Here is a 26,891-nt window from a genome sequence, read left to right as displayed (position 1 = left end):
GACCCCCGGCGGCGGCACCCAGGGCGGCGGCGCGGCGGGCGGCTCCGGGCCGGGCGCCGCCGCGGGCGGCTCCTCGGCGCGCGACGGCGCGGGCCGCTCGGCCGGCGGCGGAGGTGCCGGCGGCGGGACGAGCACCGCCGATACGGCCCTGCTGTCGTGGCTCGAGCAGAACGCCGCGGGCTCGGAGTACCTCGCCGCGACCTTCGGCGCGCAGTCCGCGGCATCCCTCATCCTCGCCAGCGACGGCGGATCGTTCCTGCCCATCGGCGGATTCAACGGAACGGATGCCGTGCCCACGCTCGACGAGTTCGTCTCACTCGTGAAGGCGGGCGACGTGCGCTACGTCATCGAGGGCCAGGAGCGCAGCGGTGGGGGAGGGTTCGGCTCGTCGTCCGCGTCGAGCTCGAGCACCTCGGCCCAGATCCGCGAGTGGGTCGGACAGAACTGCGCGATCGACAGCAGCGCGCCCTCGACGGTCTACGCCTGTTCCTGATCGGGCCGCTCCCGCCGCCCCGTCGACGGGATCGAGCGTCCAGGACACGCGGACGGTTCCGCGGACCTTCCGGGTGTTGTGGACACTCGAGCGAGCCGGGGGCCACGGCGGACGACGCGTCGCGACGGGAGGGCGAGGCGGCGCCGGCGGCGGGCGGGCACCGGACGGCTCTGCCCGGGGGAGGGCGAGGCGGCTAGGGGCGGCCGAGGAACTCCAGGCCCGCCTCGCGGAACGCACGCGCTCCGGGCGCGTTGACGTGGTGCCGCCCCGGGATGTCGGCGAACTCGCCGCGGGGGAGCAGGCTCGCCAGGTGCGCGGACTGATCGTGGATCGGGTCGTCGGTGCCCGTCGCGATCAACACGGGCTGCTGCGGGGGAGACGTCGGGTCGGGATCGGTCTCGCCCAGGCGCATCCCCTCGGCGATCGCGACGAGCGCGCGCAGGTCGTTGCCGGGCACGCGCTCGGCGAGCGAGACGTAACGCTGGGTCGTGGCATCCTGAACGGGCTCGCCGTGGTCGAGGAACGCCCGGGCCTGCTCGACCTGGAGGCGCGCGAGCGGTCGACCGTCGGGGATGCCGCCGAGCACCGCGCGCTCGACGTGCTCGGGGGCGTCGACGGCGAGCTGCCAGCCCACCCGACCGCCGAGCGAGTAGCCGAGGTAGCGCACCTGATCGACGAGATACGTGTCGAGCACGGCGACGAGGTCGGCCACGAGGGTGGGCATGGTGTACGCCGCGGCATCGTGGGGCTTCTCGCTCGCCCCGTGGCCGCGCTGGTCCACCGCGATCACCCGGAAGCCCGCGCGCAGCAGGTCGCGCACCCAGCCGGTGTTGATCCAGTTGTCACGCGTGCTCGAGCCGAATCCGTGCACGCACAACACGGGATCCGCCTCGGGATCGCCCCAGGAGTAGGTGGCGAGGCGCACGTTGTCGCCGACGATGACGAACTGCGCGGGAGGGATCTCGGTGAGGGCGGGCACGGCATCCATTCCTCCGATCCTGGCAGAACGCCGCGCGCGGCCCGCGGTACTGGTCATAGTGGTCTCATGGGTTTCACGCGCGCCGAGCTCGACTCCTTCCGGGATGCCACGGTGCCCGACCTCGTGGAGCCCGGGGTGCGGCTGCTCTTCGTCGGCATCAATCCCGGGCTGTGGACGGCCGCCACGGGCACGCCGTTCGCCCGGCCCGGCAACCGCTTCTGGCCGGCTCTGGTGACGGCCGGGATCCTGCCCCGCATCCCCGCGTACTCGGCGACGCTGGGGGAGTCCGATCGGCGGCTCGTGTTCGATGCCGGCATCGGGGTGACCAACATGGTCGCGCGCGCGACGGCCCGGGCCGATGAGCTCTCGCGCGACGAGCTGCGGGCGGGCGCGGAGGCGCTCGCGGGGCGGGTCGCGACCTGGCGGCCCCGGGTGGTCGCGATCGTGGGGCTGACCGCCTATCGGCAGGGATTCGATCGCCCGAAGGCCGTCGCGGGACGGCAAGACGCGTCGATCGCCGGGTGCGAAACATGGGTCCTCCCCAACCCGAGCGGACTGAACGCCCATGACACCGTCGACTCCCTCGCCGCGGCCTACGCGGCGCCCGCACGTGCGGCGGGGGTGCTCTCATGACCCGGCGGCTCGCGGCCCTCGTCGCCCTCGTCGCGGTCGTCGCGGCGGGACTCGCGGTGCACCGCCTGCTGCCCGCCTCGGTCGCGTCCGACGTCGCCGGAGACGCGCTCTACGCCGTCGCGGCCTACACGGGACTCGTCCTGCTCCTCCCGCGCGCGCGACGGCCCATACTCGCGGCGGCCGCGGCGCTGTGGTGCGTCGCCGTCGAACTGCTGCAGCTGACCGGGGTGCCGGTCGCTCTGGCGGAGCGGATACCGGTCGCCGCGCTCGTTCTCGGCTCGGGCTTCGACGCACGCGATCTCGTCGTCTACGTGCTCGCCGTCGTGAGCGCTCTCGGCGTCGACCGCGCGGTGTCGGGCGCGCGCGGTCGGCGGGCCGAGGCGATGGCGCGGTCGCGGTGAGGGCGGCCCCGCCGAGGGCCGGCGACCGCGCCGGGGTGAAGACCTCGCTCTGACGGCTCCTCCCCGGGGACGGATGCCGCGACGCCCGCGCGCCGCGCGGTAGCGTGACGGTTCCGCGACGAAAGGAGGGGCCGGTGCTCGTGCAGTTCGACGGGGTCGTGTTCCGGTGGGAGGCCCGGAGCGACAGCGACTGGTACTTCGTCGCCCTCCCACCCGAGCTGAGCGACGACATCCGTGAGACCCAGACGTTCCGCCGCGGGTTCGGCGGGGTCCGCGTCGACGCCACCATCGGCGCCACCGTGTTCCGCACGTCGATCTTCCCGCAGGCGGGCGGCGTCTACGTCCTCCCGCTCAAGCGCGCGGTCCGCGACGCCGAGGGCATCGAACCGGGCGGCACGGTCGTGGTGGAGCTCGCCGTCCTCGACGCCTGAGGCGCGCGGTGCTGCGGCAGTCGTCCGGGGCCTCGTCGACGGCTCTCCCCGCCCTCGCCCTCTCGCTGTTCGCGGTCGTGAGCGTCGTGCTCGCGGTCATCGACGTGCGTCGACGTCGACTGCCCGACGTCGTCGTCCTCCCGGCGACGATCGCGGCGGTACTCGTCCTGACGATCGCGGCCGCGGCCACCGGTCGCCCGGCGCGCGCGGCCGACGTCGCGCTCGGCGCCCTCGGGGCATTCTGCGCGTGTCTCATGGTGCGCCTCGCGCGGCCCGAGGCGTTCGGCGGCGGCGACGTCAAGCTCGCCGCGCTCGTGGGCGCGCACCTCGGGTGGTTCGGCCCCGAGGCCGTGGCATCCGGGATCGCCCTCGGTTTCGTGGCCGCCGGGTGCGCCGCCGTCGGCGTCGTCGCGGCGGGCGGGCGCGGTGCGAGCCTGCCGTTCGGTCCGTTCCTGCTCCTCGGCGCGTGGGTGCGGGTGCTGGCCGAGATGCGGTGAACGACGGCGGCCGACTGTCGCGCAGCGAACGGTGGGTCAAGCCCGTCCGACATCTCGTCGCCGCACGGATAGCCTGACCCCATGGCCGACCTCATCCGTCGCGTCACCGCGTGGGCCCTGTCGCTCCGCCTCGTGCGCGCCTTCCTCGTCTACTCGGGGGCACGCGGCCCCGTCCTCGCAGACAGCGTCACCTACCGCACACTGTTCAGCCTGTTCGCCGCGGTGCTGCTCGGCTTCTCCGCGGCCGCGGTCTGGTTGTCGGGCAATCCCGAGGGTCTCGCGGCACTCGAGCGCTCGGTGAACAACGTCGTCCCCGGACTGGTGGGCCCCGACGGACTCCTCGACGTCAGCGAGATCAAGGCGCCGACGGAGTTCACCATCGCGGGCGTGATCGGAACGATCGGTCTGCTCGGTGCGGCGATCGGGGCGATCGGCTCTTTGCGCACGGCCCTCCGCCAGATCGCGGGAGTGGCCACCGACGACACGCTGCCCGTGCTCGTCATCCTCCGCAATCTCGCCGTCGCCATCGGCATCGGTGTCGCCCTCGTCGGCGCGGCCCTGGTGACGTTCCTCGCGACCGCCGGTCTCACCTTCGTCCGGGGCCTCCTCGGCATCTCCGCGGACTCGTGGCTCACCGGCGTGCTGACCTGGTCGCTCTCCACGATCGTCGTGCTCGCCCTCGACACCGCCGCGGTGGCGGTCGCGTTCGCGGTGCTCTCGGGCCTGAAGACCCGTCGCCCCACGCTGTGGCGTGGTGCCCTGCTCGGGGGCGTCGGTCTGGTCGTGCTGCAGCAGTTGTCGGGGCTGTTCGTCGGCAGTGCGGGCAACAACCCCCTGCTGACCACGTTCGCCTCTCTCATCGCGCTGCTGCTGTGGCTCAACCTGTCCAGCCAGGTCATCCTCATCGCGGGGGCATACATCACCGTCGCCACCGAGGAGGACCACGACCGCGTCCGCGCGAAGTACGGCGCCTCCACCTTGATCCAGTTCCGCGTGCGTCGCGCCGAGAAGGCCGTCCGCGCCGCCACGGGGGAGTTGGATGCCGCCCGCACGGCCGAGCAGAAGGAGCGCGAGACCCTCGCCCGAAACGATCCCGCCGCCGCCACACGCGCGGACGAGGCCGAGGCGGAGTCCCGTGTCTGAGCCGGCATCGCCCGCTTCCGCGCGCGTCGCGGCCTACACCGCCGACGCCGTCCGCGCCGCCGAGGCGCCCCTCCTCGCCGAAGGGCGGCCGCTCATGCGGTGGGCCGCTCACGCCCTCGCCGCGGTCGTCTCGGTCGAGAGCGACACGACGCCCGGACCGGTGCTGGTCCTCGTCGGCGCGGGAGACAACGGGGGAGACGCGCTGTACGCCGCCGCCGAGCTGGCGCGTTCCGCCGATTCCCGCATCGACGTCGTGCTCGTGCGCGACCGGGTCCATCGCGCCGCCCTCGACGCGGCCGTCTCCGCCGGGGCCGTCGTGCGTCCGGCGTCGGAGGTCTGCGCCGCGATCGAGGGCTACACCCTGGTGCTGGACGGCATCCTGGGGATCGGTCGTCTCGCCGACCGGCGGATGCGCGGCAGCGCCCGCGCGATCGTGGAGTGCTTGCTCGCCCGAGAGCGTCGACCGCGCATCGTCGCCGTCGACCTCCCGAGCGGGCTCGACCCCGATGACGGATCCGCGGATGCCGCCGTGCTCCCCGCCGACGTCACGGTCACCGTCGGTGCGCTCAAAGCCGGACTCGTGCGGGGCCGAGGCCCGGAGCTCGCCGGGCGGGTGCACCTGGTCGACCTCGGACTCGAGCCGTACCTGCGACGGGCACACCCGGCGATGACGGCGCCGATCGAGATCGTGCGGGTCGAATCGCCCGGATCCCTCGCCGACGCGTAGGGCGGGCGCGTCGCCGGCCGCTCTTAGCGGGCGTAGCGTTCGACGAAGGTGCGGAGCATGCGCGACGGTGCCGTGACGGGTGCGCGCCGCACCGCCGCGAGGGTGAGATCGAGCTCATCGGGAGCGAAGTAGCCGTACCCGGCGTAGGCGTGGATGCGGGTGACGATCCCGTCGACGTCGAGTTCGGGGTGGAACTGCGTGGCGTAGACGTTGCGTCCCACGCGGAACATCTGCACCGGGCACGTGGCGGACGACGCCAGCAGCACCGCCGAGGCCGGGAGGTCGCTGATGGCCTCTTTGTGCCCGACGAACGCGGCGAAGGAGTCGGGGAGCCCCTCGGCCAGGGGATCGGCGCGCCCCTTGGGGGTCAGCGCGACCTCGACCACGCTGATCGGCTCGGCGTAGGTCCCGTCGATGGGTGCTGCGATGTGCGTGCCGAGGGTGCCGACGCCGTAGCAGGCGCCGAGGAAGGGCGCGTCGCGCGCGACGACCTCGGCGACGAGCTGCGCCATCTCGGCCTCGACGCGGCGCTGGACCGCGGACTTGCGCTCGAGCGGGTCGGACGCGTTGAACGGGCTTCCGCCGACGAGCACGCCCGACACCTCGTCGAGATCGAGGGCGGGCATCGCCTCGCGCTCCAGACGCACGCGGCGCAGGCGGTGCGGCGGCAGGCCGGTGTAGCGCAGGAAGAGCGCGTACTCCTCGTCGGCCGGACCGTCTTCGGCACGCGTCGCGAGCAGCACGAACGGGCGGTCACCGGGCAGATCCGTCGCGCTCACCCGAGCGAGTCTAGGCGAGCGCAGGACGGCCGCCGGGCGGTGCGGGCGAGGCTCGGGAGCGACCACGGCGACCGGTGCCGAGGGCGCGGGCGGCAGGGCGTCGGTGGCGAGGCCGCACGGACCCAACGCTGTCAAGGCGCGGGGCGCCGTCGCCGACGCGGTCTACGCTGGCGGCATGGCTATTGCACGACTGACCGGAGGCCCGCTCGACGGGCAGGTGATCCCGCTCGAGAACGAGTCCGACGACACGCTGATCATGCCCTACAGCGAGGGTCAGCTCGTCTACCGCCGAGAGGGCGAGCCCACGAACACGGGCGAGTCCGACGGCCCGACCCAGGCGGTCTTCGTCTTCAGCGAGGAGACCGAAGACATCAACCCCGACGCCGACGGACGCGACGATTGAGCGCAGGCCCGAACGGGTCGTCGAACGTCGAGGTCGAGGCGAAGTACGACGTCGACGACGACACGCCCCTGCCCGACTGGTCGGCCGTCCCCGGGGTGGTCGCCGTCGGTGACCCCGAGCCCCGCGATCTCGACGCGCGCTACCTCGACACCCCCACGGCCGACCTGGCCCGTGCGGGGGTCGCGATGCGCCGCCGCACGGGAGGCCCCGACGCGGGCTGGCACGTGAAGGGCCCCGCCGAGGGCGCCGGCCGCACCGAGACGCAGTGGCCGCTCGAGTCCGACGCCGACCCCGACGCCGACCCGGTCGTGCCCCCCGCGGTCCTGGATGCCGTCGCCGCGATCGCCCGCCCGCCGTTCGTCGCCCTCGCGCGACTGCGCAACCACCGCACGGCCTATTCGCTCCGGGATGCCGAGGGCCGAGAGGTCGCCGAGTTCGTCGACGATCGGGTCCGTGCGCGCGACGAGCGCCGGGGCGTGGAGTCCTCCTGGCGGGAGTGGGAGGTCGAGCTCGGCGCCGCCGCCCCGACGGACGACGCGGGCCGTGAGGCGTTCTTCGCGGCGGTCGACGCGGCGGTGTTCGCCGCCGGGGGCCGCCCCGCGGCATCCGGTTCGAAGTTGGCCCGCACCCTGGGTCACTGACGCCGCCGCCCCTCGCCCACGACGAAGGCCCGCCCGGATGAACCGGGCGGGCCTTCGTCGTTGATCGGTTGATCAGAGGTTGATCATGTGCCCCGCGAGGCCGTGGAACGCCTCCTGCAGGCCCTCCGACAGCGTCGGGTGGGTGTGCACGTTACGGGCCGCCTCGAGGGCGGTGAGGTCCCACTTCTGCGCGAGGGTGAGCTCGGGCAGAAGCTCGGAGACGTCGGGGCCGATGAGGTGGCCGCCGATGAGTTCGAGCGTCTCGGCGTCGGCGACGAGCTTGACGAAGCCGACGGGCTCGCCGAGGCCGTTCGCCTTGCCGTTGGCCGAGAAGGGGAACTTCGCGACCTTGATGTCGTGGCCGGCGTCGCGCGCCTGCTGCTCGGTGAGACCGAACGAGGCGACCTGCGGGTTGCAGAAGGTGGCGCGCGGCATGTTGCGGTAGTCGCCGAGCGTCTGCGTCTCGGCATCGCCGATGGTCTCGGCGGCGACCACACCCTGCGCCTCGGCCACGTGCGCGAGCTGCAGCTTCGCGGTGACGTCGCCGATCGCGTAGATGTGCGGCACGTTGGTGCGCATGTGGTCGTCGATGTCGATGGCGCCGCGCTCGGTGAGCTTCACGCCCGTGTTCTCGAGACCGAAGCCGTCGACCTTGGGGGCGAAGCCGATCGACATGAGCACGCGGTCGGCGTCGATCGATCCGGTCGAGCCGTCTTTCGCCGTGTAGGCGACGGTGACCTTGTCGCCGTGGTCGGTGACGGAGTCGACCTTCGTCGAGGTGAGGATGTCGACGCCGTAGCCCTTGTACTGCTTCTGGATCTCCTTCGAGACCTCGGCGTCTTCGTTGGGGAGGGCGCGGTCGAGGAACTCGATGATCGTGACCTTCACGCCGTAGTTCGTCATGACGTACGCGAATTCCATGCCGATGGCGCCGGCGCCGACGATGACGATGGACTCGGGCAGCTCGCGGGTGAGGATCTGCTCTTCGTAGGTGACGACGTTCTCGCTGAGGGTGACGCCGGGGAGGAGGCGCACCGTGGAGCCGGTGGCGATGATGACGTTGTCGAAGGTGAGCTGCTCTTTGGAGCCGTCGGTCTTGGTCACATCGATGGTGTGGTCGTCGGCGAAGTAGCCGCGACCCTCGTACTCGGTGACCTTGTTCTTCTTCATCAGGTAGTGGATGCCCTTGACGTGACCGGCGGCCACGCTGCGGCTGCGGTCGAAGGCCTTGCCGAAGTCGAAGGTGACGTCGCCCGAGATGCCGAACAGGTCGGCCTTCGCGTGGAAGGTGTGGGCGAGGTCGGCGTTGCGCAGCAGCGCCTTGGAGGGGATGCAGCCGACGTTGAGGCACACACCGCCCCAGTACTTCTCTTCGACGATCGCAACCGACAGTCCCAGCTGCGCACCGCGGACAGCGGCGACGTACCCGCCGGGACCCGCACCAAGAATGACCAGATCGTAATGAGGCATGGTTCCAGCCTATCGCCCGGCGGTGCCGCCACCGGCGGTGTTCCGGCGCCCGCGAGAGGCGAAGACGTACACGAGCACGCCCGCGACGATCACCAGGGCCACGGCCAGCAGGATCCACGGCAGGGGAGAGGCCGCCGACGACTCCTCGACCGGTGCCGCGGTGGGCGTCGCGGCCTCCGTGGGGGCGGCGGAGGCGGAGGCGGCGGGGGAGGGAGACGTCGACGCCGGTGTCGTCGGCGTCGCGGTCGGGGTGGGGGCGGCTTCGGGCACCGTGAAGGCGAACGAGCCGTCGATCGGGTGTCCGTCGCTGGACACGACGCGCCACTTCACGGTGACGGCACCGGATGCCGGCCCCGCCAGCGCCTGGGTCACCTCGGCGCCCGCCGGCTCGGGGGCGCCGTCCGCGAGAGACGTCCCGGCCGCGTCGGTCACCTCGATGACCGTGGCCCCCGCGTCGGTGAGGACGTCGGCGCTGAAGGTGAGGGTGATCCGCTCGGGCAGGGTCTCGAGCACCGCGTCGGCCGACGGGTCGGTCGAGACCAGCTCGTCGTGCGCGGAGGCGGGCGAGGCGGGTACGAGCAGGACGGCGGCGGCTAACAGGAGGGATGCCAGGGCGGCGGGGAGGCTGCGCCGACGCGGCGCCGAAGAGGACGTCATCCTTCGACCCTAACGACGGCCTCGAGGCGACGGGCCGCCCGGCGTGCGTCCTCCGGCCCTTCCTCCCCCTCTCTCGCAAGACCCCTGAGCCTGTCGAAGGGTCCGGGACCGGCGCGGATCCCGGTGGCGTCGAGGGCCTCACCCGCTTCGCGCGCCAGGCCCTTGAGCCTGTCGAAGGGTCCGGGACCGGCGCGGATCCCGGTGGCGTCGAGGGCCTCACCCGCTTCGCGCGCCAGGCCCTTGAGCCTGTCGAAGGGTCCGGGACCGGCGCAGATCCCGGTGGCGTCGAGGGCCTCACCCGCTTCGCGCGCCGGGACGCTGAGCCCGCCGGAAGGTCTCGGCGACCCCTCGACCGCTCCACCGCTGTTCTCACCCGCCACACCCGTCGTGTCAGTGGACTCGACACAGCGGACTCCGGGTCGATAGGTTCGAGTGTCTCGTCGGCCGCTTCCGCGCCCCGAACCGCGGTGTCCGGTGTCGACGAAAACAGACACATCACGCATCACCATGGCCTGCTCGCGGTCGGTCGCCCCCCGTTCGTTTCGGACCGATCGGTTATGGTGAATATGAAGGAGAAGCCGTGGACGAGACCAGCCGATTCGATCGTGAAGAGATCCGACGCGCGGCCGACGCCGCCGCCCGCGACAGCTCGCACGACACGACCCAGACCCACGACGCCGATCTGTCGTTCGTCCCCTTCGGAGCCGACCTCACCGAGGCCGAGCTCGAGGCGATCGGTGCGCTGCCCTCGGGGGCGGCGCTGCTGATCGTGCGGTCCGGTCCCACCACCGGGGCCCGCTACCTGCTCGACACCGACGTCACCACCGTCGGGCGTCACCCCGAGGCCGATCTGTTCTTCGACGACGTGACCGTCTCGCGACGCCACGCCGAGATCATCCGCTCGGGCTCGGCGTTCGAGATCGTCGACCAGCGCTCGCTCAACGGCAGCTACGTCAACGGGGAGCGCGTCGACCGCTCCGCCCTCGTCAACGGCTCCGAGGTGCGTATCGGCAAGTTCCGTCTGAACTTCTTCGGTTCGCCGGTCGACCTGCCCGCGGCAGAGCACTGATGGCGGCAGCCCCCTCCCGTGGTCGTCAGGCGGCTGCGGGGCTGCTCAGCATCGGACAGGTGCTGGCGCGCCTGACCCCCGACTTCCCGGCGCTGACCTCGAGCAAACTGCGCTTCCTCGAGGTGCAGGGCATCGTCTCGCCCACCCGCACGGACTCGGGCTATCGCAAGTTCTCGCCGGCCGATCTCGAGCGACTCCGCCTGGCCTTGACGTTGCAGCGCGATCACTACCTCCCGCTCGTCGTCATCCGCGAATACCTCGAAGACCTCGACGCCGGGCGCAACCCCGCGCCGCCGACGTCGATCCCGTCGATGACCTCCGCGCCGCGTCGGTACCGCCGAGACGAGCTGCTGGCGGCCGCGGGAGCGGGCCCCCAGCTGCTCAACGACGCCGTGAGCACCGGTGTCATCGCGGGCGCCGAGACCTACTCCGAGCAGACCGTGACGCTGCTGCGGGCCCTCGTCGCCCTCGACCGCCACGGGATCGAACCGCGCCACGTCCGCGCGCTGCGCCAGAGCGCCGAACGCGAGGTGTCGCTCGTCGAGTCGGCCCTCTCGGCACTCCTGCGTCGCCCCGATGCGGCCTCCCGGGCCCGTGCGAGCGAGCTCGCGCCGGAGCTCGCGGGCCGTCTCGACGAGGTCCGCACCCTGTTCGTCCGCGACGCGATCGAGCGAATGCTGTCCTGATCGCGACACGCCGCGGCCCTCGGAGCGGATGTCATTGCCGGGGGACCCTCGCTGATCTAGCGTGGAACCAACGAGCCGATGAGGAGGGACGCGAGCATGAACGCTGGCGACGCACTCGGTGAACCCCGGTTCGCCACCGACCTCCTCTTCACCGACGGTCTGCCCGAGATGGATGACGACACCGGCTACCGCGGTGCCGTCGCCGCCCGCGCCGCCGGCATCACCTACCGGCAGCTCGACTACTGGGCCCGCACCGAGCTCGTCGTTCCGACGGTCCGCGGAGCGAGCGGGTCGGGCTCGCAGCGTCTCTACGGCTTCCGCGACATCCTCGTGCTCAAGCTCGTCAAGCGTCTGCTCGACACCGGCATCTCGCTGCAGCAGATCCGCACCGCGGTCGACCAGCTGCGCGCCGCCGGCATCCGCGATCTCGCGGGCACGACGCTCATGAGCGACGGAGCCTCGGTGTACCTCTGCACCTCGAACGACGAGGTCATCGACCTCGTGAGCCGCGGTCAGGGCGTGTTCGGCATCGCGGTCGGCAAGGTTCTCCGCGAGGTCGAGTCGACGCTCGTCGACTTCGAGGCCGCGACGACCGAGGCCGTCGACGAGCTCGCCGCCCGTCGCGCCGCCCGCACCGCCTGACGCGCTTTCCTCTCGCGATCCCGGATGCCACGGCATCCGGGATTCTGTTTTCGACCACCCCGCCGGGCTCTGTGCCTGAGCCGGGAGGTGGCTGAGCTTGTCGAAGCCACCGGTGGTGGCGACGCCCGGACCCTTCGACGGGCTCAGGGTCCTCCGCGAACCCGAAGCGAAACACCGCCCCGGCTGCGCGGCAGCGGGACGGCGTCTCGAGAAGGAGTCAGGCCTGCGGGGCCTCATTGTCGACCGGAATCCGGCCGGTGCGCACGATGCGGTCGAGCAGCGCGTCGAAGTCGGCGGCGAGCTCCTGCGCGGAGTCGCCCGGCCACACGTGCAGGGGCTTCGCCGCGCCCTGTGCCTGCTGCAGCGAGGTGCGCTCGGGCAGCTGGGGGTTGAGCACGAGCGGACCGAACATGTCGCGCAGCTCCTTGATGCGGAACTGGTGCTCGATCGACTGCGGACGCACGCGGTTGACCACGACGCCGAGGGGCTGAAGACGGGGCGAGAGACCACGGCGGATCTCCTCGATCGCGCGCAGCGCACGATCGGCGGCGGCGACGGAGAAGAGCCCGGGCTCGGTGACCACCACGACGCGGTCGCTCGCCGCCCACGCGGTGCGCGTGAGGGCGTTGAGCGAGGGAGCGCAGTCGATCAGCACGAGGTCGTACTCGCTCTCGATCGTGGCGAGGGCCTCTTCGAGCTTCCAGACGTCGCGCACGCTCGGGTGCGGACCGTCGAAGTTGATGGCCGACGGGCTGCCGATCAGCACGTCGATGGTGCCGGGGTGCACCTTGGCCCACCCGCTCGAGGTGATCGCCTGGCGCACGACCTTCTCTTTGGGGTTCGCCAGGACATCGGCGATGTTGAGCCGACCGGCGACCTGGATGTCCATCCCGGTCGACACGTCGGACTGGGGGTCGAGGTCGACGACGAGAGTGCGAACGCCACGCGCGAAGGCGGCCGAAGCCAGCCCCAACGTCACGGTCGTCTTGCCGACCCCGCCTTTGAGAGAGCTGACGGAGAGTACGTGCACGAGAGTCCACGTTACCGTCCCCTAGGCTGTGAGCACATTCAGCTCCGCCAGCTTGACGTGAGGTGCGCATGTTCTCGAAAATCCTGGTCGCCAATCGCGGAGAGATCGCCATCCGCGCTTTCCGTGCCGCTTACGAGGTCGGAGCGCGCACCGTCGCGGTCTACCCGTACGAGGATCGGGCGTCGCTGCACCGTCTGAAGGCCGACGAGGCCTACCAGATCGGCGAGCGCGGTCACCCGGTGCGCGCCTACCTCGACGTCGACGAGATCATCCGCGTCGCGCGTGAGTGCGGAGCCGACGCCATCTACCCCGGCTACGGCTTCCTCTCCGAGAACCCCGAGCTCGCCGAGAAGGCCGCGGCGAACGGGATCACCTTCATCGGCCCTCCCGCCGAGGTGCTGTCGATGGCGGGCAACAAGGTCACCGCCAAGGAGCACGCCATCGCCGCCGGCGTCCCGGTGCTGCGTTCGACGCCGGCATCGGACGACATCGACGCCCTGCTCGGGCAGGCCGAGCAGATCGGCTTCCCCCTGTTCGCCAAGGCCGTCGCCGGAGGAGGCGGACGCGGCATGCGCCGCGTGGAGGCCATGGGCGAGCTGGCGCCGGCTCTGGCCGAGGCGATGCGCGAGGCGCAGAGCGCCTTCGGCGACCCGCGGATGTTCCTCGAGCAGGCCGTGCAGCGTCCGCGCCACGTCGAGGTGCAGATCCTCGCGGATGCCGCGGGCGAGACCGTCCACCTCTTCGAGCGCGACTGCTCGGTGCAGCGCCGGCACCAGAAGGTCATCGAGATCGCGCCCGCGCCGAACCTCGACGACGCCGTGCGGCAGGACCTCCACCGCTACGCCGTCGCGTTCGCCCGGTCGATCGGGTACCAGAACGCGGGCACCGTCGAGTTCCTGCTCGAGACCGCGGGTCCCCGAGCCGGCGAGGTCGTCTTCATCGAGATGAACCCCCGGATCCAGGTCGAGCACACCGTGACCGAGGAGGTCACGGACGTCGACCTCGTGCAGTCGCAGATGCGCATCGCGGCAGGGCAGACTCTGGCCGACCTCCACCTGCAGCAGGACGACATCCACCTGCGCGGGGCGGCGCTGCAGTGCCGCATCACCACCGAAGACCCCACGCAGGGCTTCCGCCCCGACACCGGCAAGATCACCACCTACCGCTCCCCGGGCGGGGCCGGCATCCGTCTCGACGGCGGAACGACGGCGGCCGGATCTCAGGTGAGCCCGCACTTCGACTCGATGCTGTCGAAGCTGTCGTGCCGCGGCCGTGACTTCCCGGCGGCCGTCGCGCGTGCCCGTCGGGCCCTCGCGGAGTTCCGCATCCGCGGCGTCTCCACCAACATCCCCTTCCTCCAGGCCGTGCTCGACGACCCGGCGTTCGTCGCGGGCGACCTCAGTACCTCGTTCATCGACGAGCGTCCCGAACTGCTCAAGGGACGCGAGTCGAAGGATCGCGGCACGAAGATCCTGTCGTGGCTCGTCGACACCACCGTGAACCGCCCGAACGGCGACAACCCCCTCTCGATCGACCCGGGCGCCAAGCTCCCGCGCATCGACCTGGCGGATGCCGCGCCCGCGGGCTCGCGCCAGCGTCTGCAGGAGCTGGGTCCGGTCGGATTCGCGCGAGCGCTGCGCGAGCAGACCGCCCTCGCCGTGACCGAGACCACCTTCCGCGACGCGCACCAGTCGTTGCTCGCCACCCGCGTCCGCACGCGCGACCTCGCGCGGGTCGCGCCCTACGTCGCCCGGATGACGCCGGAGCTGCTGTCGGTGGAGGCCTGGGGAGGCGCGACCTACGACGTCGCGCTGCGCTTCCTCGGTGAGGACCCGTGGGAGCGTCTCGACGCGCTGCGGCAGGCGCTGCCGAACGTCGCCATCCAGATGCTGCTGCGCGGGCGCAACACGGTCGGGTACACGCCCTACCCGACGGAGGTCACCGATGCCTTCGTGGCCGAGGCCGCGGCATCCGGGGTCGACATCTTCCGCATCTTCGACGCGCTCAACGACGTCTCGCAGATGCGGCCCGCGATCGACGCCGTCCTGAAGACGGGTACCGCGGTCGCGGAGGTCGCGCTCTGCTACACCGGCGACCTCCTCGACCCCGCGGAGAACCTCTACACGCTCGAGTACTACCTCGGCCTCGCCGAGCAGATCGTCGACGCGGGCGCCCACATCCTCGCGATCAAGGACATGGCGGGTCTGCTGCGCCCCGCGGCGGCGGCGAAGCTCGTCTCGGCCCTGCGTGAGCGTTTCGACCTCCCGGTTCACGTGCACACGCACGACACCGCGGGCGGTCAGCTCGCGACGCTGCTCGCCGCATCGGCGGCCGGAGCGGATGCCGTCGACGCCGCCGCCGCACCGATGGCGGGAACGACCAGCCAGCCCTCGTTGTCGGCTCTGGTCGCCGCCCTCGCGCACACCGAGCGCGACACGGGGTTGGATCTCGCGGCCGTGAGCGACCTCGAGCCGTACTGGGAGGCCGTGCGTCACCTGTACCGTCCGTTCGAGTCGGGCCTGGCGGGCCCCACCGGACGCGTCTACCGTCACGAGATCCCGGGCGGGCAGCTGTCGAACCTGCGACAGCAGGCGATCGCGCTGGGACTCGCCGACGACTTCGAGCTCATCGAGGACATGTACGCTGCGGCCGATCGCATCCTGGGACGCGTGCCCAAGGTCACACCGTCGTCGAAGGTCGTGGGCGACCTGGCCCTGCACCTCGCCGCGGTGAAGGCCGACCCGGCCGACTTCGAGCGCAATCCGGAGAAGTACGACGTGCCCGATTCGGTCGTGTCGTTCATGGCCGGTGAACTCGGCGACCTGCCGGGCGGGTGGCCCGAGCCGTTCCGGTCGAAGGTGCTGGCGGGTCGGGAGGCGAAGACGGGCGTGACCCCGCTCACCGAGGCCGACACCGCGGCGTTGTCGGGGGAGTCCGCGGAGCGGCGGGCACGGCTGAACCACCTGCTGTTCCCGGCTCCGACGCGCACCTACCTCGAGATGCGCGAGCGCTTCGGCGACCTGAGCGTCCTCGATACCGCCGACTACCTGTACGGCCTGCGCCCGGGCGGAGAGCACACCGTCGAGATCGAGCGGGGCGTGCAGCTGTTCGTCGGGCTCGAGGCGGTCGGCGATGCCGACGACAAGGGCATGCGCACCGTCATGACGACGTTGAACGGCCAGCTGCGTCCGGTCTTCGTTCGCGACCGCTCGATCGACGTCGAAGCGCGTCAGGCCGAGAAGGCCGACACGTCCAAGCCCGGCCAGGTCGCCGCCCCCTTCTCGGGCGTGGTGACCATGAAGGCCGCTCCGGGCGACCGGGTGCAGGCGGGGCAGGCGGTCGCATCGATCGAGGCGATGAAGATGGAGGCGGCGATCACGGCACCGGTCGACGGCGTCGTCGAGCGTGTCGCGATCGGTACGACGCAGCAGGTCGAGGCGGGGGATCTTTTGCTGGTGATCCGCCCCGCGCAGTAGCCTGGGAGGGGGCGCTTTCGCGCCCTCTTCCCGTTTGGAGACTGCAGTGACCCCCGACCGCACCGACGCGAACCCCGACGAGAACGCCGAGCACGGCGTGCTCGACGAGAACGGGAACCTCGACACGGCCAGCATCACCATCCTCGGTGGACACATCGCACAGGTCAGTGTCGACCTGCCGGTGGCCACCGACGACGACGACCTCGACGATGACGTGATCGAAGACGAGATCCCCTTCGACGATGCCGACCTCGCCGCGCTGGACGCCCCCCAGGAGCGCGACGAGTCCGCTTCCGACCCCGAGGACCGCCCCGAAGACGAGGTCGACGAGCTGTCGACCGACGAGATCATCCTCGAACCGCACGACGACGAACCGCACCGGGACGACCCGCACCGGGACGACCCGCGCCATGACGGCCCGCACGACGACGATCCGCGCCACGGCGCCGCGTCGGTCGACGACGACGTGCACGACGCCGAGGTCGTGGGCGACGAGTCGCACGACGCGTCCGCTGGGCCGGTCGCCGACGACCTCGAGGGTGACGAGCAGGATGCCGTGCCCGTGCACCACGACGGCGAGCATGGGGACGCGGAACCCGTCGAGGAGCCCGTGTCTCACCGCGACGCGGCGGACGACGACGCGGACGCCTCCGCCGACGCGTCCGACGTGGACGTGCCCGACGTGGACGTGCCCGATGACGGCGATGCGGAGAGCGCCGAACACGGCGAGAACCCCCACGGCGAGCACGATCGCGCCTCGGCGGACGAGGACGTCGACGGAGGGTTCTCGATGACCGCCCACTCCGGCGACGACGCGGCCGATCCCGACGAGACGTCGTCTCGAGACGCCGATGACGCGCCGTCGCACGACGAGCCCGCCCACCCCGAGCGCGAGCCGCTCGCGGCGGAACAATCGGCGGAGGAAGCCGGGCACGACGAGCAGTGGGGCGACGACGCGGCGCGCGATGACGCGACGCAGGATGACGCGGCGCAGGCCGACGTCGTGACCGACGACGCGTCTCTGGAGGACGCCGCCGCTTCCGACGATGACGCGCCCCTCGCGCAGCCGGACGCGCACCCCGCCGACGAGCCCACGCAGGACGAACCCGCGCGTGACGAGCCCGCCGACTGGACGCTCGCCCCGGACGCCGCAGCGCCGGACGACTCCGCGCACGCCGCCTCCGACACCGTCGAGCCGGCTCCGGCCGAAGCCGAAGCCGAACCCGAGGCCGATGCCGAGGCCGAAGCCGTCTCCGACGACCTCCACGACGTCGAGATCGTCGACGACGTCGAGCTCTTCGAGGCGGATGCCGCCGAGCCCCTCGACGAAGAGACGATCGACGTGTCCGCCGAACCGCTCACGTACGCTCCGTGGGTCCCCGCCGACAGCGCGGAGACCGCTTCGTCCGACGAGGCCGACGACGAGATCGTCGAGGCCGCGATCGACGACGAGGCCCCTGACGTCGACGCCCTCCACAGCGATGCCGTCCACGACGACCGGCAGGCGGCCTCCGCCTCCGCGAGCGAGGGCGACGCGCACGCCGCCGATGACGCGATGCTGCTCACGGCCCGCGTCGCCGAGGAGTCGGCATCCGCTCCGGCCGACGACGTTCGGCCGCAGACCGGCGCGACCACCGTCCCGGCGTCGACCACCGCGGCAGCCGCGGCCGCCACCGCGGCGGCAGCCGCCACCTCGACCGGGAGCGTTCCGACCACGCGCGCCGAGCGCGCCGCGACCGGCGTGATCGGGACGGTTCCGCTCACCCGCCGTCGAGCCCACCAGGCCGACGACGCCGCCCGCAGCGCCGAGGAGGCCGCGCGAGTGGATCGCGCCCACGCCATGGAACGCGTGCGCACGCCCGCGCCCGAGGTCGCGCTGACCTCGAAGCGCATCGGACAGATCGACGACTCCCGCGAGAGCGCCGACCTGCTCACGGCCGACCGCCTGCTCGACCCGAAGCAGATCAGTCGCCCGGAGCCCGAGGGCCTGTGGCAGCAGCTGGTGTACTCGGCGTCGCGTCACCGCATCAACCTCGGCGACGGGCGTCGTGCACGCCAGCGCAAAGACCTCGACCGACGCATCTCGGCTCCCCTCGCGGGCGGGGCGCGCTTCGTGCCCGTGCTCTCGCGAAAGGGCGGGGTCGGTAAGACCACCGTCACCTCGCTGCTGGGAATGGCCCTCGCCGACGCGCGCGACGACCGCATCATCGCCGTCGACGCGAACCCCGACCGCGGCACCCTCGCCGACCGCGTCGGCCGTCCCAACGGCCGCACCGTGCGCGACCTCGTGCGTGCCCACGACGACGTCGCCGGCTACAACGACGTCTCCTCGATCGTCGCCCGGGATGCCACGCGCCTCGACGTGCTGGCATCCGATTCGGATCCGCGCCAGTCGGAGGCCTTCAGCGACGACGACTACCGTCAGGTCGCCGACGTCGCCGCGCACTACTACTCCATCGTGCTCACCGACACGGGGACCGGGATCGTGCACTCCGTCATGGGTGCCACCCTCGAGCTCGCGGACACGCTCGTGATCGTCGCGGGGCTCTCCGTCGACGAGGCGCGACTGGCGTCCGAGACGCTCACGTGGCTCGAGACCAACGGCTACGCAGCGCGCGTGCGCGACGCCGTCGTGGTGCTGAACAACTCCCGCCCCGGCGCGCCGCTGGTGCGCGAGAGCGAACTGGAGTCGCACTTCCGGTCGCGGGTGCGCACCGTCATCCGCATGCCGTACGACGCGCGGATCGCCGCGGGCAGCGCGATCACGTTCCGTGACCTGCAGCCCGGCACGCGACAGGCCGCGCGCGAACTCGCCGCCGCCGTCGTGGAGGGTCTTCGCGCCCCGGTGGCCACCGCATGAGCGTCCGTCCCATCCGCCTGTTCGGCGATCCGGTGCTGCGCGCGCCGAGCGCGCCCATCGAGGAGATCGACGACGGTGTCCGCGCGCTCGTCCAAGACCTGCTCGACACGGTCGAACTGCCCGGACGCGCGGGTGTCGCCGCTCCGCAGATCGGGGTCGGGCTGCGGGCGTTCAGCTACAACATCGACGGCGACATCGGGTACGTGATCAACCCCGTCCTCGTCGAGACGCGCGGCGAACCCCAGGCGGTGGGGGAGGGCTGCCTCTCGGTGCCCGGCCTGTGGCACGACGCCATCCGGTATCCGTGGGCGAAGGTCGTCGGCATCGACCTCGACGGCCGGGAGATCGTGCTCGAGGGCGAGGGACTGCTCGCGCAGGCTCTGCAGCACGAGACCGATCACCTCGACGGAATGCTCTACCTCTCGCGCCTGCCCGCCGACACCCGCCGCGAGGCGATGCGACAGGTGCGCGAGAGCGACTGGTTCTGACCCGAGGGGCCGCGCCGCTCGACGCGGTTGCCGCGGCGATTCGCGGTGGTGCGGACTGAGGCAGTGCGGATGCCGGAGGGCGTGCGCGTCGCGGCGCCCGCGCGCGGGACATGATCCGTGTCGGCGTTCATGCATTGTCCGCGATGTGCGTAAGCTCCGCTGCTTCGCGGTGTTGCGGGCAGAGGTTGCGCGCATCGCGGAGGTTGTGCGCGCGGCCGCGGTTGCGAGGTCATCCGGACTGCGCGCGGAGAGACGGAACGGCCCGGCCCCCGTGGGGACCGGGCCGTTCGGCATCCACGTCGTCAGGGGAGCGAGACGTTCGTCGTGTTCACGGGCACGGCGTAGATGTCCTCGATCGCGTCGGCGAAATCGGCGACGATGACGTTGCGCTTGATGCTCATCTTCGGGGTCAGGTGGCCGCTGGCCTCGGTCCACTCGGTCGGGAGGATCGTGAACTTGCGGATCGACTCCGCGCGCGAGACGCGCGTGTTGGCCCGGTCGATCGCGCCCTGCACCTCGGCGCGCACCTTGTCGTTCGTGCTCGCGTCCTCCAGCGACATGTCGGCGGGGAGGCCGTTGTTGGCCAGCCACGTCGGCAGCATCTCGGGGTCGAGCGTGACGAGGGCAGCGATGAACGGCTTGTGGTCGCCCACGACGACGACCTGGCCGACGATCGGATTCGCCCGGATGGGGTCCTCGAGCGCGGCGGGGGCGACGTTCTTTCCCCCGGCCGTGACGATGATCTCCTTCTTGCGGCCCGTGATCGCGAGGAAGCCGTCGCTGTCGAAGGCGCCGATGTCGCCGGTCTTGAACCACTCGCCGTCGAAGGCCTCGGCCGTGGCCTCGGGGTTCTGCCAGTACTCGCGGAAGACGTTGATGCCGCGCACCTGGATCTCCCCGTCGTCGGCGAGGCGGACCCCCACACCGGGGAGGACGGGTCCGACGGTGCCGATCTTCGACTTCGTGGCCAGGTTCACCGTCGCGGGCGCGGTGGTCTCGGTCAGGCCGTAGCCCTCGAGGATCACGACGCCGAGGCTGCGGAAGAAGTGGCCCAGGCGGGGTCCGAGCGGGGCCGATCCCGACACCGCGTAGACGACCCGTCCACCCATGGCATCCCGGAGCTTGGAGTAGACGAGCTTGTCGAACAGGGCGAACTTCAGCTTGAGCGGGAGGGAGATCTTCTTCCCCTCCTGCAGGCGCTGCGAGTGCTCGATCGCGACGTCGGCGGCGGCGCGGAAGATCTTGCCCTTGCCGCCCGCCTCGGCCTTCTGCTCCGCGGAGTTGTACACCTTCTCGAACACGCGGGGCACGGCGAGCAGGAAGGTCGGCTGGAAGGTCCCGAGGGCGGGCAGCAGCTGCTTGGTGTCGGGCTGGTGGCCCGTCTTGACGCCCGCGTGCACGTTGAGCAGCGAGATGAACCGCGCGAACACGTGCGCCGTGGTGATGAACAGCAGCGTCGAGGCTCCGGGGGTCTCGACCACCTCGTGCAGGGCCTTGGCCGAGTTGCGCGCGAGCTCGACGAAGTTGCTGTGCACCAGGACGCAGCCCTTGGGGCGCCCGGTCGACCCGGAGGTGTAGATGAGGGTCGCGATGTCGGAGGCCTTCGCGAGGTGACGGCGGCGCTCGACCTCTTCGTCGGTGATGTGCGTGCCGCCCGCGACGAGCGCGTCGAGGGCGCCGGTGTGCATCGCCCAGACCTCGCGGACGAGGGGCAGGTCGCTGCGCACCTCGTCGAGCCGCTCGGAGTGCTCGGCGGACTCCACCACGACGGCGATGGCACCGGAATCCGACAGGATCCACGAGATCTGCGTGGGGGAGCTGGTCTCGTACACCGGCACCATGACGGCGCCGGCGTAGAAGAGCGCGAAGTCCACCAGCGTCCAGTCGTAGGTGGTGCGGGCGATGAAGCCGACCTTCTCGCCCGGTTGGATGCCGGCGGCGATGAAGCCCTTCGCCAGGCTGATGACCTGCCGCTCGAACTCGACCGCCGTCACGTCGCGCCAGCCTCCGGCCTCGGGGACGGCGAACAGGGGCCGGTCGGGCGTCGCGCGGACGCGGTCGGCGAGCAGATCGGACGCGTTGGCGTCGGGATCGGCGGGAACGACTGGGGGAAGGTCGAACTGGATCACGGTAACTCCTTCGGCACCGGAAAGAACGTCGAGCGGTCCATCAGTCTATCGGCACGGCTCGCGGCGGCCCGGGAGCACGGCGGGGCTCGCGCGCCGCCCCGGGAGCGGGGCGAGGCTCGCGCGCCGCCCCGGGAGCGGGGCGAGGCTCGCGCGCCGCCCGGCATGGCTAGACTGCTCCGGGCCACCCTCTCGGTGGGCCCGGAAGGGAGTGCGGTGCGCAACGTCGGCATCGATATCGGGGGAACGAAGATCGCGGGCGGCGTCGTCGACGACGACGGCACCATCATCGAGAAGCTCCGCGTCGACACCCCCATCGACCCCTCGGCCCTCGTGGATGCCGTGGTCGACATGGCCGACCACCTGCGCCGCGCGCACGAGGTGCACGCCATCGGCGTCGCCGCGGCGGGCTTCATCAGCCGCGACCGCAGCACCGTCATCTACGCCCCCAACATCGACTGGCGCGACGAACCTCTGCGCGCACGCCTCGAGCAGCGCCTCGACGCCCCGGTCACGATCGAGAACGACGCGAACGCCGCGGGCTGGGGCGAGTACCGCTTCGGTGCGGGTCGGGGCGTCCGCGACATGGTCATGCTGACGATGGGGACGGGCGTCGGCGGCGCCGTCGTCACCGACGGCGAGCTGTTCCGCGGCGGACACGGCATCGGTGCCGAGCTCGGGCACATGCGCTTCGTCCGGGGCGGCCACCCGTGCGGCTGCGGACAGAACGGATGCCTGGAGCAGTACGCCTCGGGGCGCGCGCTGCAGCGCGAAGCCAACACCATCGCCGACGAAGGCGGGATCGGCGCCGCTCTGGCGGCCGTCCGCGCCGAGAGGGGCGCCATCCCCGGGCCCGCGGTCTCGCGTCTCGTGCTGGCCGGCGACCCGGGCGCCGTCGAGGCCCTGCGTCGGGTCGCGACCGCCCTGGGCGAGGCGTGCGGCGGTTTCCAGGCCGTGCTCGACCCCGAGATGTTCGTGATCGGCGGGGGAGTGGCGCAGCTGGGCGCCGACCTGCTCGAACCGGTGAAGCTCGCGTACGAGACGTCGCTGCCGGGGTACGGTGAACGTCCGGTCGCCGAATTCGCGATCGCGCGCCTGGGCAACGACGCCGGTCTCATCGGGGTCGCCGACCTCGCCGGGAAGGAGCGCTGACGATGTTCTACTGGCTCATGAAATACGTGGTCATCGGACCGGTCATCAAGGCCGTGTTCCGGCCGTGGATGGTGGGCCGGCGCAACATCCCCGCGGAGGGGGCGGCGATCCTCGCCAGCAACCATCTGTCGTTCTCCGACTCGATCTTCCTGCCGCTCATGATCGACCGTCGCATGGCGTTCCTCGCCAAGAGCGACTACTTCACCGGCAAGGGCTTGAAGGGCTGGGCGACCCGGATGTTCTTCCAGGCGACCGGCCAGCTGCCCATCGACCGCTCGGGGGGCAAGGCGTCGGAGGCGTCGTTGAACACGGGCCTCGGCGTCCTCGGCCGCGGCGAGCTGCTCGGCATCTATCCGGAGGGCACCCGCAGCCCCGACGGCACGCTCTACCGCGGACGCACGGGCATCGCGCGCATGGCGCTCGAGGCTCGGGTGCCGGTGGTCCCCGTCGTCATGGTCGACACCGGTGCGGTGATGCCGATCGGTCAGCGTCTGCCTCGCGTGGGTCGCGTGGGCATCGTGATCGGGGAGCCCCTGAACTTCTCCCGCTTCGAGGGCATGGAGGGCGACCGCTACGTCCTGCGCTCGGTCACCGACGAGATCATGGTGGCCCTCCAGCGCCTCGGCGAACAGCGCTACGAAGACGTCTACGCCTCGACCGTGAAGGACCGTCTCGCCACCGCGCAGGCGGCGAAGGCGCCGTCGTCGCGCCACTAGACTTCAGGGGTGAATCAGCAGCTCCACGACCTCGACCACTGGCGATCCCTGCCCATCAAGCAGCAGCCCCAGTGGTATGACGAGGGCGCCGTGGCCGCGGCATCCGCCGAGCTCGCGACCCTCCCGCCGCTGGTGTTCGCCGGTGAGGTCGACATCCTGCGCGATCGTCTCGCTCGTGCCGCCGCCGGTCAGGCGTTCCTCCTCCAGGGCGGTGACTGCGCCGAGACGTTCGCCGGTGCGACCGCCGAACAGATCCGCAACCGCATCAAGACGGTCCTGCAGATGGCGGTCGTGCTCACGTACGGCGCGTCGATGCCCGTCGTGAAGATGGGCCGCATGGCCGGGCAGTTCGCCAAGCCCCGCTCGAGCGACACCGAGACGCGCGGCGACGTGACCCTGCCCGCCTACCGCGGCGACATCGTCAACGGCTACGACTTCACCGAGGAGTCCCGCAAGGCCGACCCCGCGCGCTTGCTCAAGGGCTACCACACGGCCGCGTCGACCCTGAACCTCATCCGCGCGTTCACGCAGGGCGGTTTCGCCGACCTGCGCGAGGTGCACAGCTGGAACAAGGGTTTCGCGAGCACGCCCGCCAACCAGGCGTACGAGAGCATGGCGACCGAGATCGACCGCGCGATCAAGTTCATGGAGGCGGCCGGCGCCGACTTCGACGAGCTGACCCGCGTGGAGTTCTACACCGGTCATGAGGGCCTGCTCATGGACTACGAGCGCCCGATGACCCGCATCGACTCGCGCACGGGCCTGCCCTACAACACCTCGTCGCACTTCCAGTGGATCGGTGAGCGCACGCGCGAGCTCGACGGCGCGCACGTCGACTACTTCTCGAAGATCCGCAACCCCATCGGCGTCAAGCTCGGCCCCACCACCACGGCCGAGACGGCGCTTGCGCTGATCGACAAGCTCGACCCCGAGCGCGAGCCCGGGCGTCTGACGTTCATCACGCGCATGGGTGCGGGCAAGATCCGCGACGCCCTGCCCCCGCTGCTCGAGGCCGTGCGCGACTCCGGCGCCACGCCGCTGTGGGTCACCGACCCGATGCACGGCAACGGCATCACCACGCCCACCGGCTACAAGACGCGTCGTTTCGACGACGTCGTCGACGAGGTGCGCGGATTCTTCGAGGCGCACCGCTCGGTCGGCACGCACCCCGGCGGCATCCACGTCGAACTCACCGGCGACGACGTCACCGAGTGCCTGGGCGGCTCCGAGCAGATCGACGAGGCCACCCTCGCGACGCGCTACGAGAGCCTGTGCGACCCGCGACTGAACCACCGGCAGAGCCTGGAGCTGGCGTTCCTCGTGGCAGAGGAGCTCGAGAAGCGCTGACCCGCACCCGATACGAGCGATGCCCCCGTCCGCTGCGGACGGGGGCATCGTCGTTTCCGGATGCCGGATACCGGCTGCCTACAGCGTCGGGGTGAGCGTGATGGTCGAGCCCTGCGGCGCGGTGGTCCCGGCCTTGGGGTTCGTCGCCCGCACCTTGTAGATGTCCCAGTACTTGAAGCCGAGGGGCAGGGTGCCGTCGTCGATGCCGGCGTTGACCTCGAACCCGAGGGCGTCGAGGGCGGCGACGGCGTCGCGGATCGACATCCCGACGATGTTCCCCGGGATCTCGACGGGCTTGGGGCCGATCGACACGCGCAGCGGAACGGTGTCGCCGGGGCGCCAGTTGCCGCCGCCGTCGCGGTCGCCGATGCCGATCACGACACCGGATGCCACGCTGTTGCTGTACTCCTCCGACACCGACGTCGAAAGACCCACGCCGTCGAGGGAGCGTTCAGCGGCGGACCGCGTCTCGCCCGTGACGTCGGGGATCGGTCCGAGCGACACGACCAGCGTCGCGGCATCCCCCTCGTAGACCGTGCAGCCGTCCGTGCAGGCGAAGGCGTCGCCGCCGGAGCGGGGGACGATCGACGCGCTGAGCACGGTGCCGTCCGCCGCGTCGGTGAATTCACGCGCGGGGTCGTCGCCGACGCCGACGAAGGCGGACTCGAAGACCGCGCGAACGTCGTCGGCGCTGCGTCCGCTGAGCGCGGGGATCTGGTGGGTGGCGGGTCCGATCGAGACCAGCACGGTCACCACGGTGTCCTTGTCGAGTCGCTCGCCCGGGGCGGGATCGGATCCCACCGTCGTTCCGGCCGGGATCTCGCGATCGTTCACGTCCTGTCGCTGCGCCTGCAGCTGCTCCTGGGCGAGGAGTGCCTGCGCCTCGTCGTAGCTGCGGCCCGCGACGTCGGGGACGCCGACGAGCGAGCCGGGACCGGAGCCGAAGTACCAGCCCGTGAGCCCGGCACCGCCGGCGAGGAGGAGGACGAGCACGAGGATCCACGCGCCGCGGGCGGTGCGGCGCCGCGTACGGGAGCGCAGACGAGCGGCGTTGTCGGGCTCGTCGACCGTGGCCGAGGGGACCGCGGCCGTCTGCGGCAGGACCTTCGTGAGCTCCCGCGATTCGGCCGGGGAGGCGGCACCCGCCGTGCCGACCGAGACGGCCCGGGCGACCTGGGGGGCCAGGCCGAGATCCTTCTCGATGGCGCGCAGGCGCTCGAGCATCGTGCCCGCATCGAGCGGACGATCATCGGGCTCGCGCTCGGTCGCCCACAGGACCAGTTCGTCGAGCTGCTCGGGCACCGCGGGGTTCTTCACGCTCGGGCGCGGCACCGAGTCGGTCGCGTGCTGGTAGGCGATCTGCATCGGCTGCTCGCCCTTGTAAGGCTGCTCTCCGGCGAGCATCTCGTACAGCATGATGCCGAGCGAGTAGATGTCGCTGCGGGCGTCGGCGGTGCCGCGCGTGACGAGCTCGGGGGCCAGGTAGGCGATGGTGCCCATCAGCTGGGCCCCGCTGGCGGTGTTGGCGGTGGTCGCGCGGGCGAGGCCGAAGTCGCCGATCTTGATGCGTCCGTCTTCTGCGAGCAGCACGTTCTCGGGCTTCACGTCGCGGTGCACGATGCCCGCGCGGTGTGCCGCCGCGAGCCCCGAGAGGATGGCGTCCATGATCGTCAGCGTCTGGTCCACGGTGAGCCGGCGGTGCTCGCGCAGGAGCTCGCGCAGCGTGATGCCGGGCAGGTACTCCATGACGAGGTAGGCCATCTCGCCGTCCTGGCCCTGATCGAAGACGTTGACCACGTGGGGATCGGCCAGGCGCGCGGCCGAGCGGGCCTCCTGGATGAACCGGCTCTGGAACACGGTGTCGTCGCTGAGGTGGCCGTGCATGACCTTCAGGGCGACCCGGCGCTCCAGCCGCAGATCGGTCGCGACGTACACGGTCGCCATGCCGCCCCGCGCGATGCGCGCGCGCACCCGGTACCGGCCGTCGACGAGACGGCCGATCAGCGGGTCTGCCTGCTGACTCGTGCTCACAGGTCGAGTCTACG

General features: G+C 71.6%; 25 protein-coding genes. 18 read left to right on the top strand and 7 right to left on the bottom strand.

The features are described from left to right. On the top strand, nucleotides 1-493 hold a 493-nt coding region (locus RWH44_RS15380), incomplete at its 5' end, for a mannosyltransferase YkcB-related protein (RefSeq protein WP_496196631.1). Nucleotides 494-686: 193 nt separating this feature from the next. Here the strand turns inward: RWH44_RS15380 and RWH44_RS15375 are convergent. Beyond that, a complete protein-coding gene (locus RWH44_RS15375; RefSeq protein ID WP_316005253.1) occupies nucleotides 687-1,481 on the bottom strand; it encodes an alpha/beta fold hydrolase in 795 nt (264 codons plus the stop codon). 57 nt (nucleotides 1,482-1,538) lie between these two features. Here RWH44_RS15375 and RWH44_RS15370 point away from each other — a divergent pair, with 57 nt between their 5' ends. The 6 genes from RWH44_RS15370 (at nucleotide 1,539) to RWH44_RS15345 (ending at nucleotide 5,304) form a co-directional block, all read left to right on the top strand. Beyond that, complete coding sequence (locus RWH44_RS15370; RefSeq protein WP_316005252.1) at nucleotides 1,539-2,105, top strand: mismatch-specific DNA-glycosylase; 567 nt, start codon at nucleotides 1,539-1,541, stop codon at nucleotides 2,103-2,105. Beyond that, complete coding sequence (locus tag RWH44_RS15365) at nucleotides 2,102-2,506, top strand: ribosomal maturation YjgA family protein (protein WP_316005251.1); 405 nt, start codon at nucleotides 2,102-2,104, stop codon at nucleotides 2,504-2,506. The genes RWH44_RS15370 and RWH44_RS15365 overlap by 4 nt, the downstream gene beginning before the upstream one ends. Nucleotides 2,507-2,640: 134 nt before the next feature. Then, nucleotides 2,641-2,937, top strand: coding sequence for a DUF1905 domain-containing protein (locus RWH44_RS15360; protein WP_316005250.1), 297 nt, complete (start codon nucleotides 2,641-2,643; stop codon nucleotides 2,935-2,937). Between the two features lie 8 nt (nucleotides 2,938-2,945). Continuing rightward, a complete protein-coding gene (locus tag RWH44_RS15355; RefSeq protein WP_316005249.1) occupies nucleotides 2,946-3,434 on the top strand; it encodes a prepilin peptidase in 489 nt (162 codons plus the stop codon). A gap of 81 nt (nucleotides 3,435-3,515) precedes the next feature. Next, nucleotides 3,516-4,577: a YihY/virulence factor BrkB family protein gene (locus RWH44_RS15350; protein WP_298875425.1), complete on the top strand. Its 1,062-nt coding sequence runs from the start codon at nucleotides 3,516-3,518 to the stop codon at nucleotides 4,575-4,577. After that, nucleotides 4,570-5,304 carry an NAD(P)H-hydrate epimerase gene (locus RWH44_RS15345; RefSeq protein ID WP_316005248.1) on the top strand — a complete coding sequence of 245 codons (735 nt, stop codon included), beginning with the start codon at nucleotides 4,570-4,572 and terminating at the stop codon, nucleotides 5,302-5,304. The genes RWH44_RS15350 and RWH44_RS15345 overlap by 8 nt, the downstream gene beginning before the upstream one ends. A 23-nt stretch (nucleotides 5,305-5,327) precedes the next feature. Here the strand turns inward: RWH44_RS15345 and RWH44_RS15340 are convergent, their stop codons facing one another. Further along, nucleotides 5,328-6,083 (bottom strand): glutamine amidotransferase, encoded by a 756-nt coding sequence (locus tag RWH44_RS15340; RefSeq protein WP_316005247.1) that lies wholly within the window; start codon nucleotides 6,081-6,083, stop codon nucleotides 5,328-5,330. A gap of 175 nt (nucleotides 6,084-6,258) precedes the next feature. On the opposite strand from RWH44_RS15340, the gene RWH44_RS15335 reads away from it, so the two are divergent. Then, entirely contained in the window at nucleotides 6,259-6,486 is a 228-nt protein-coding gene (locus RWH44_RS15335) for a response regulator (protein ID WP_298875436.1), read from the top strand. Further along, on the top strand, nucleotides 6,483-7,127 hold the full coding sequence (locus RWH44_RS15330; protein WP_316005246.1) for a CYTH domain-containing protein: 645 nt from the start codon (nucleotides 6,483-6,485) through the stop codon (nucleotides 7,125-7,127). Before RWH44_RS15335 ends, RWH44_RS15330 begins: the two co-directional genes overlap by 4 nt. Nucleotides 7,128-7,199: 72 nt before the next feature. Here the strand turns inward: RWH44_RS15330 and lpdA are convergent, their stop codons facing one another. Both lpdA and RWH44_RS15320 read right to left on the bottom strand, forming a co-directional pair. Then, the gene (gene lpdA, locus RWH44_RS15325) at nucleotides 7,200-8,597 is read right to left on the bottom strand and encodes a dihydrolipoyl dehydrogenase (RefSeq protein ID WP_316005245.1); all 1,398 of its coding nucleotides are present in this window, start codon (nucleotides 8,595-8,597) and stop codon (nucleotides 7,200-7,202) included. 9 nt (nucleotides 8,598-8,606) lie between these two features. After that, nucleotides 8,607-9,254 (bottom strand): copper resistance CopC family protein, encoded by a 648-nt coding sequence (locus RWH44_RS15320; RefSeq protein WP_316005244.1) that lies wholly within the window; start codon nucleotides 9,252-9,254, stop codon nucleotides 8,607-8,609. 580 nt (nucleotides 9,255-9,834) lie between these two features. On the opposite strand from RWH44_RS15320, the gene RWH44_RS15315 reads away from it, so the two are divergent. The 3 genes from RWH44_RS15315 (at nucleotide 9,835) to RWH44_RS15305 (ending at nucleotide 11,651) form a co-directional block, all read left to right on the top strand. After that, entirely contained in the window at nucleotides 9,835-10,323 is a 489-nt protein-coding gene (locus RWH44_RS15315; RefSeq protein ID WP_437127305.1) for an FHA domain-containing protein, read from the top strand. Beyond that, entirely contained in the window at nucleotides 10,323-11,009 is a 687-nt protein-coding gene (gene ftsR, locus RWH44_RS15310) for a transcriptional regulator FtsR (RefSeq protein WP_298875447.1), read from the top strand. The genes RWH44_RS15315 and ftsR overlap by 1 nt, the downstream gene beginning before the upstream one ends. 96 nt (nucleotides 11,010-11,105) lie before the next feature. Next, nucleotides 11,106-11,651, top strand: a complete 546-nt coding sequence (locus tag RWH44_RS15305; protein ID WP_298875449.1) for a MerR family transcriptional regulator — start codon at nucleotides 11,106-11,108, stop codon at nucleotides 11,649-11,651. Between the two features lie 217 nt (nucleotides 11,652-11,868). Here the strand turns inward: RWH44_RS15305 and RWH44_RS15300 are convergent, their stop codons facing one another. Further along, nucleotides 11,869-12,681, bottom strand: coding sequence for a ParA family protein (locus RWH44_RS15300; protein ID WP_298875452.1), 813 nt, complete (start codon nucleotides 12,679-12,681; stop codon nucleotides 11,869-11,871). A gap of 68 nt (nucleotides 12,682-12,749) precedes the next feature. Here RWH44_RS15300 and RWH44_RS15295 point away from each other — a divergent pair, with 68 nt between their 5' ends. Genes RWH44_RS15295 through def form a run of 3 tightly spaced genes read left to right on the top strand, consistent with a single transcriptional unit; the run spans nucleotide 12,750 to nucleotide 19,505 of the window. Beyond that, entirely contained in the window at nucleotides 12,750-16,157 is a 3,408-nt protein-coding gene (locus tag RWH44_RS15295) for a pyruvate carboxylase (RefSeq protein WP_316005243.1), read from the top strand. A 46-nt stretch (nucleotides 16,158-16,203) separates the two neighbouring features. Continuing rightward, nucleotides 16,204-19,017, top strand: coding sequence for a nucleotide-binding protein (locus tag RWH44_RS15290; protein WP_316005242.1), 2,814 nt, complete (start codon nucleotides 16,204-16,206; stop codon nucleotides 19,015-19,017). Then, nucleotides 19,014-19,505, top strand: a complete 492-nt coding sequence (def, locus tag RWH44_RS15285; RefSeq protein ID WP_316005241.1) for a peptide deformylase — start codon at nucleotides 19,014-19,016, stop codon at nucleotides 19,503-19,505. The genes RWH44_RS15290 and def overlap by 4 nt, the downstream gene beginning before the upstream one ends. Nucleotides 19,506-19,807: 302 nt before the next feature. Here def and RWH44_RS15280 read toward each other — a convergent pair whose 3' ends face one another. Beyond that, nucleotides 19,808-21,634 carry an AMP-dependent synthetase/ligase gene (locus RWH44_RS15280; RefSeq protein WP_316005240.1) on the bottom strand — a complete coding sequence of 609 codons (1,827 nt, stop codon included), beginning with the start codon at nucleotides 21,632-21,634 and terminating at the stop codon, nucleotides 19,808-19,810. 213 nt (nucleotides 21,635-21,847) lie between these two features. Between RWH44_RS15280 and RWH44_RS15275 the strand changes: the two genes are divergently transcribed. From RWH44_RS15275 to RWH44_RS15265, 3 genes are read left to right on the top strand one after another with little or no spacing between them, the layout of a single operon-like run. After that, nucleotides 21,848-22,783 carry an ROK family glucokinase gene (locus tag RWH44_RS15275; protein WP_298875782.1) on the top strand — a complete coding sequence of 312 codons (936 nt, stop codon included), beginning with the start codon at nucleotides 21,848-21,850 and terminating at the stop codon, nucleotides 22,781-22,783. 2 nt (nucleotides 22,784-22,785) lie between these two features. Next, nucleotides 22,786-23,499: a lysophospholipid acyltransferase family protein gene (locus RWH44_RS15270; RefSeq protein ID WP_316005239.1), complete on the top strand. Its 714-nt coding sequence runs from the start codon at nucleotides 22,786-22,788 to the stop codon at nucleotides 23,497-23,499. A gap of 9 nt (nucleotides 23,500-23,508) precedes the next feature. Continuing rightward, the gene (locus tag RWH44_RS15265; RefSeq protein ID WP_298875462.1) at nucleotides 23,509-24,846 is read left to right on the top strand and encodes a class II 3-deoxy-7-phosphoheptulonate synthase; all 1,338 of its coding nucleotides are present in this window, start codon (nucleotides 23,509-23,511) and stop codon (nucleotides 24,844-24,846) included. A gap of 78 nt (nucleotides 24,847-24,924) precedes the next feature. Here RWH44_RS15265 and pknB read toward each other — a convergent pair whose 3' ends face one another. Next, on the bottom strand, nucleotides 24,925-26,877 hold the full coding sequence (pknB, locus tag RWH44_RS15260) for a Stk1 family PASTA domain-containing Ser/Thr kinase (protein ID WP_316005238.1): 1,953 nt from the start codon (nucleotides 26,875-26,877) through the stop codon (nucleotides 24,925-24,927). Nucleotides 26,878-26,891: the final 14 nt, after the last annotated feature.

It is taken from the genome of Microbacterium phycohabitans (assembly GCF_032464935.1).
Lineage (GTDB): Bacteria > Actinomycetota > Actinomycetes > Actinomycetales > Microbacteriaceae > Microbacterium > Microbacterium phycohabitans.
This window is presented reverse-complemented; position numbering and strand designations above follow the sequence as displayed.

What these genes read in the sequence shown, in the direction of transcription:
- RWH44_RS15375 (WP_316005253.1), bottom strand. Translation starts at nt 1,481, where the DNA reads ATGGATGCCGTGCCCGCCCTCACCGAGATCCCTCCCGCGCAGTTCGTC.
- RWH44_RS15370 (WP_316005252.1), top strand. Translation starts at nt 1,539, where the DNA reads ATGGGTTTCACGCGCGCCGAGCTCGACTCCTTCCGGGATGCCACGGTG.
- RWH44_RS15365 (WP_316005251.1), top strand. Translation starts at nt 2,102, where the DNA reads ATGACCCGGCGGCTCGCGGCCCTCGTCGCCCTCGTCGCGGTCGTCGCG.
- RWH44_RS15350 (WP_298875425.1), top strand. Translation starts at nt 3,516, where the DNA reads ATGGCCGACCTCATCCGTCGCGTCACCGCGTGGGCCCTGTCGCTCCGC.
- RWH44_RS15335 (WP_298875436.1), top strand. Translation starts at nt 6,259, where the DNA reads ATGGCTATTGCACGACTGACCGGAGGCCCGCTCGACGGGCAGGTGATC.
- lpdA (WP_316005245.1), bottom strand. Translation starts at nt 8,597, where the DNA reads ATGCCTCATTACGATCTGGTCATTCTTGGTGCGGGTCCCGGCGGGTAC.
- RWH44_RS15320 (WP_316005244.1), bottom strand. Translation starts at nt 9,254, where the DNA reads ATGACGTCCTCTTCGGCGCCGCGTCGGCGCAGCCTCCCCGCCGCCCTG.
- ftsR (WP_298875447.1), top strand. Translation starts at nt 10,323, where the DNA reads ATGGCGGCAGCCCCCTCCCGTGGTCGTCAGGCGGCTGCGGGGCTGCTC.
- RWH44_RS15305 (WP_298875449.1), top strand. Translation starts at nt 11,106, where the DNA reads ATGAACGCTGGCGACGCACTCGGTGAACCCCGGTTCGCCACCGACCTC.
- RWH44_RS15295 (WP_316005243.1), top strand. Translation starts at nt 12,750, where the DNA reads ATGTTCTCGAAAATCCTGGTCGCCAATCGCGGAGAGATCGCCATCCGC.
- def (WP_316005241.1), top strand. Translation starts at nt 19,014, where the DNA reads ATGAGCGTCCGTCCCATCCGCCTGTTCGGCGATCCGGTGCTGCGCGCG.
- RWH44_RS15270 (WP_316005239.1), top strand. Translation starts at nt 22,786, where the DNA reads ATGTTCTACTGGCTCATGAAATACGTGGTCATCGGACCGGTCATCAAG.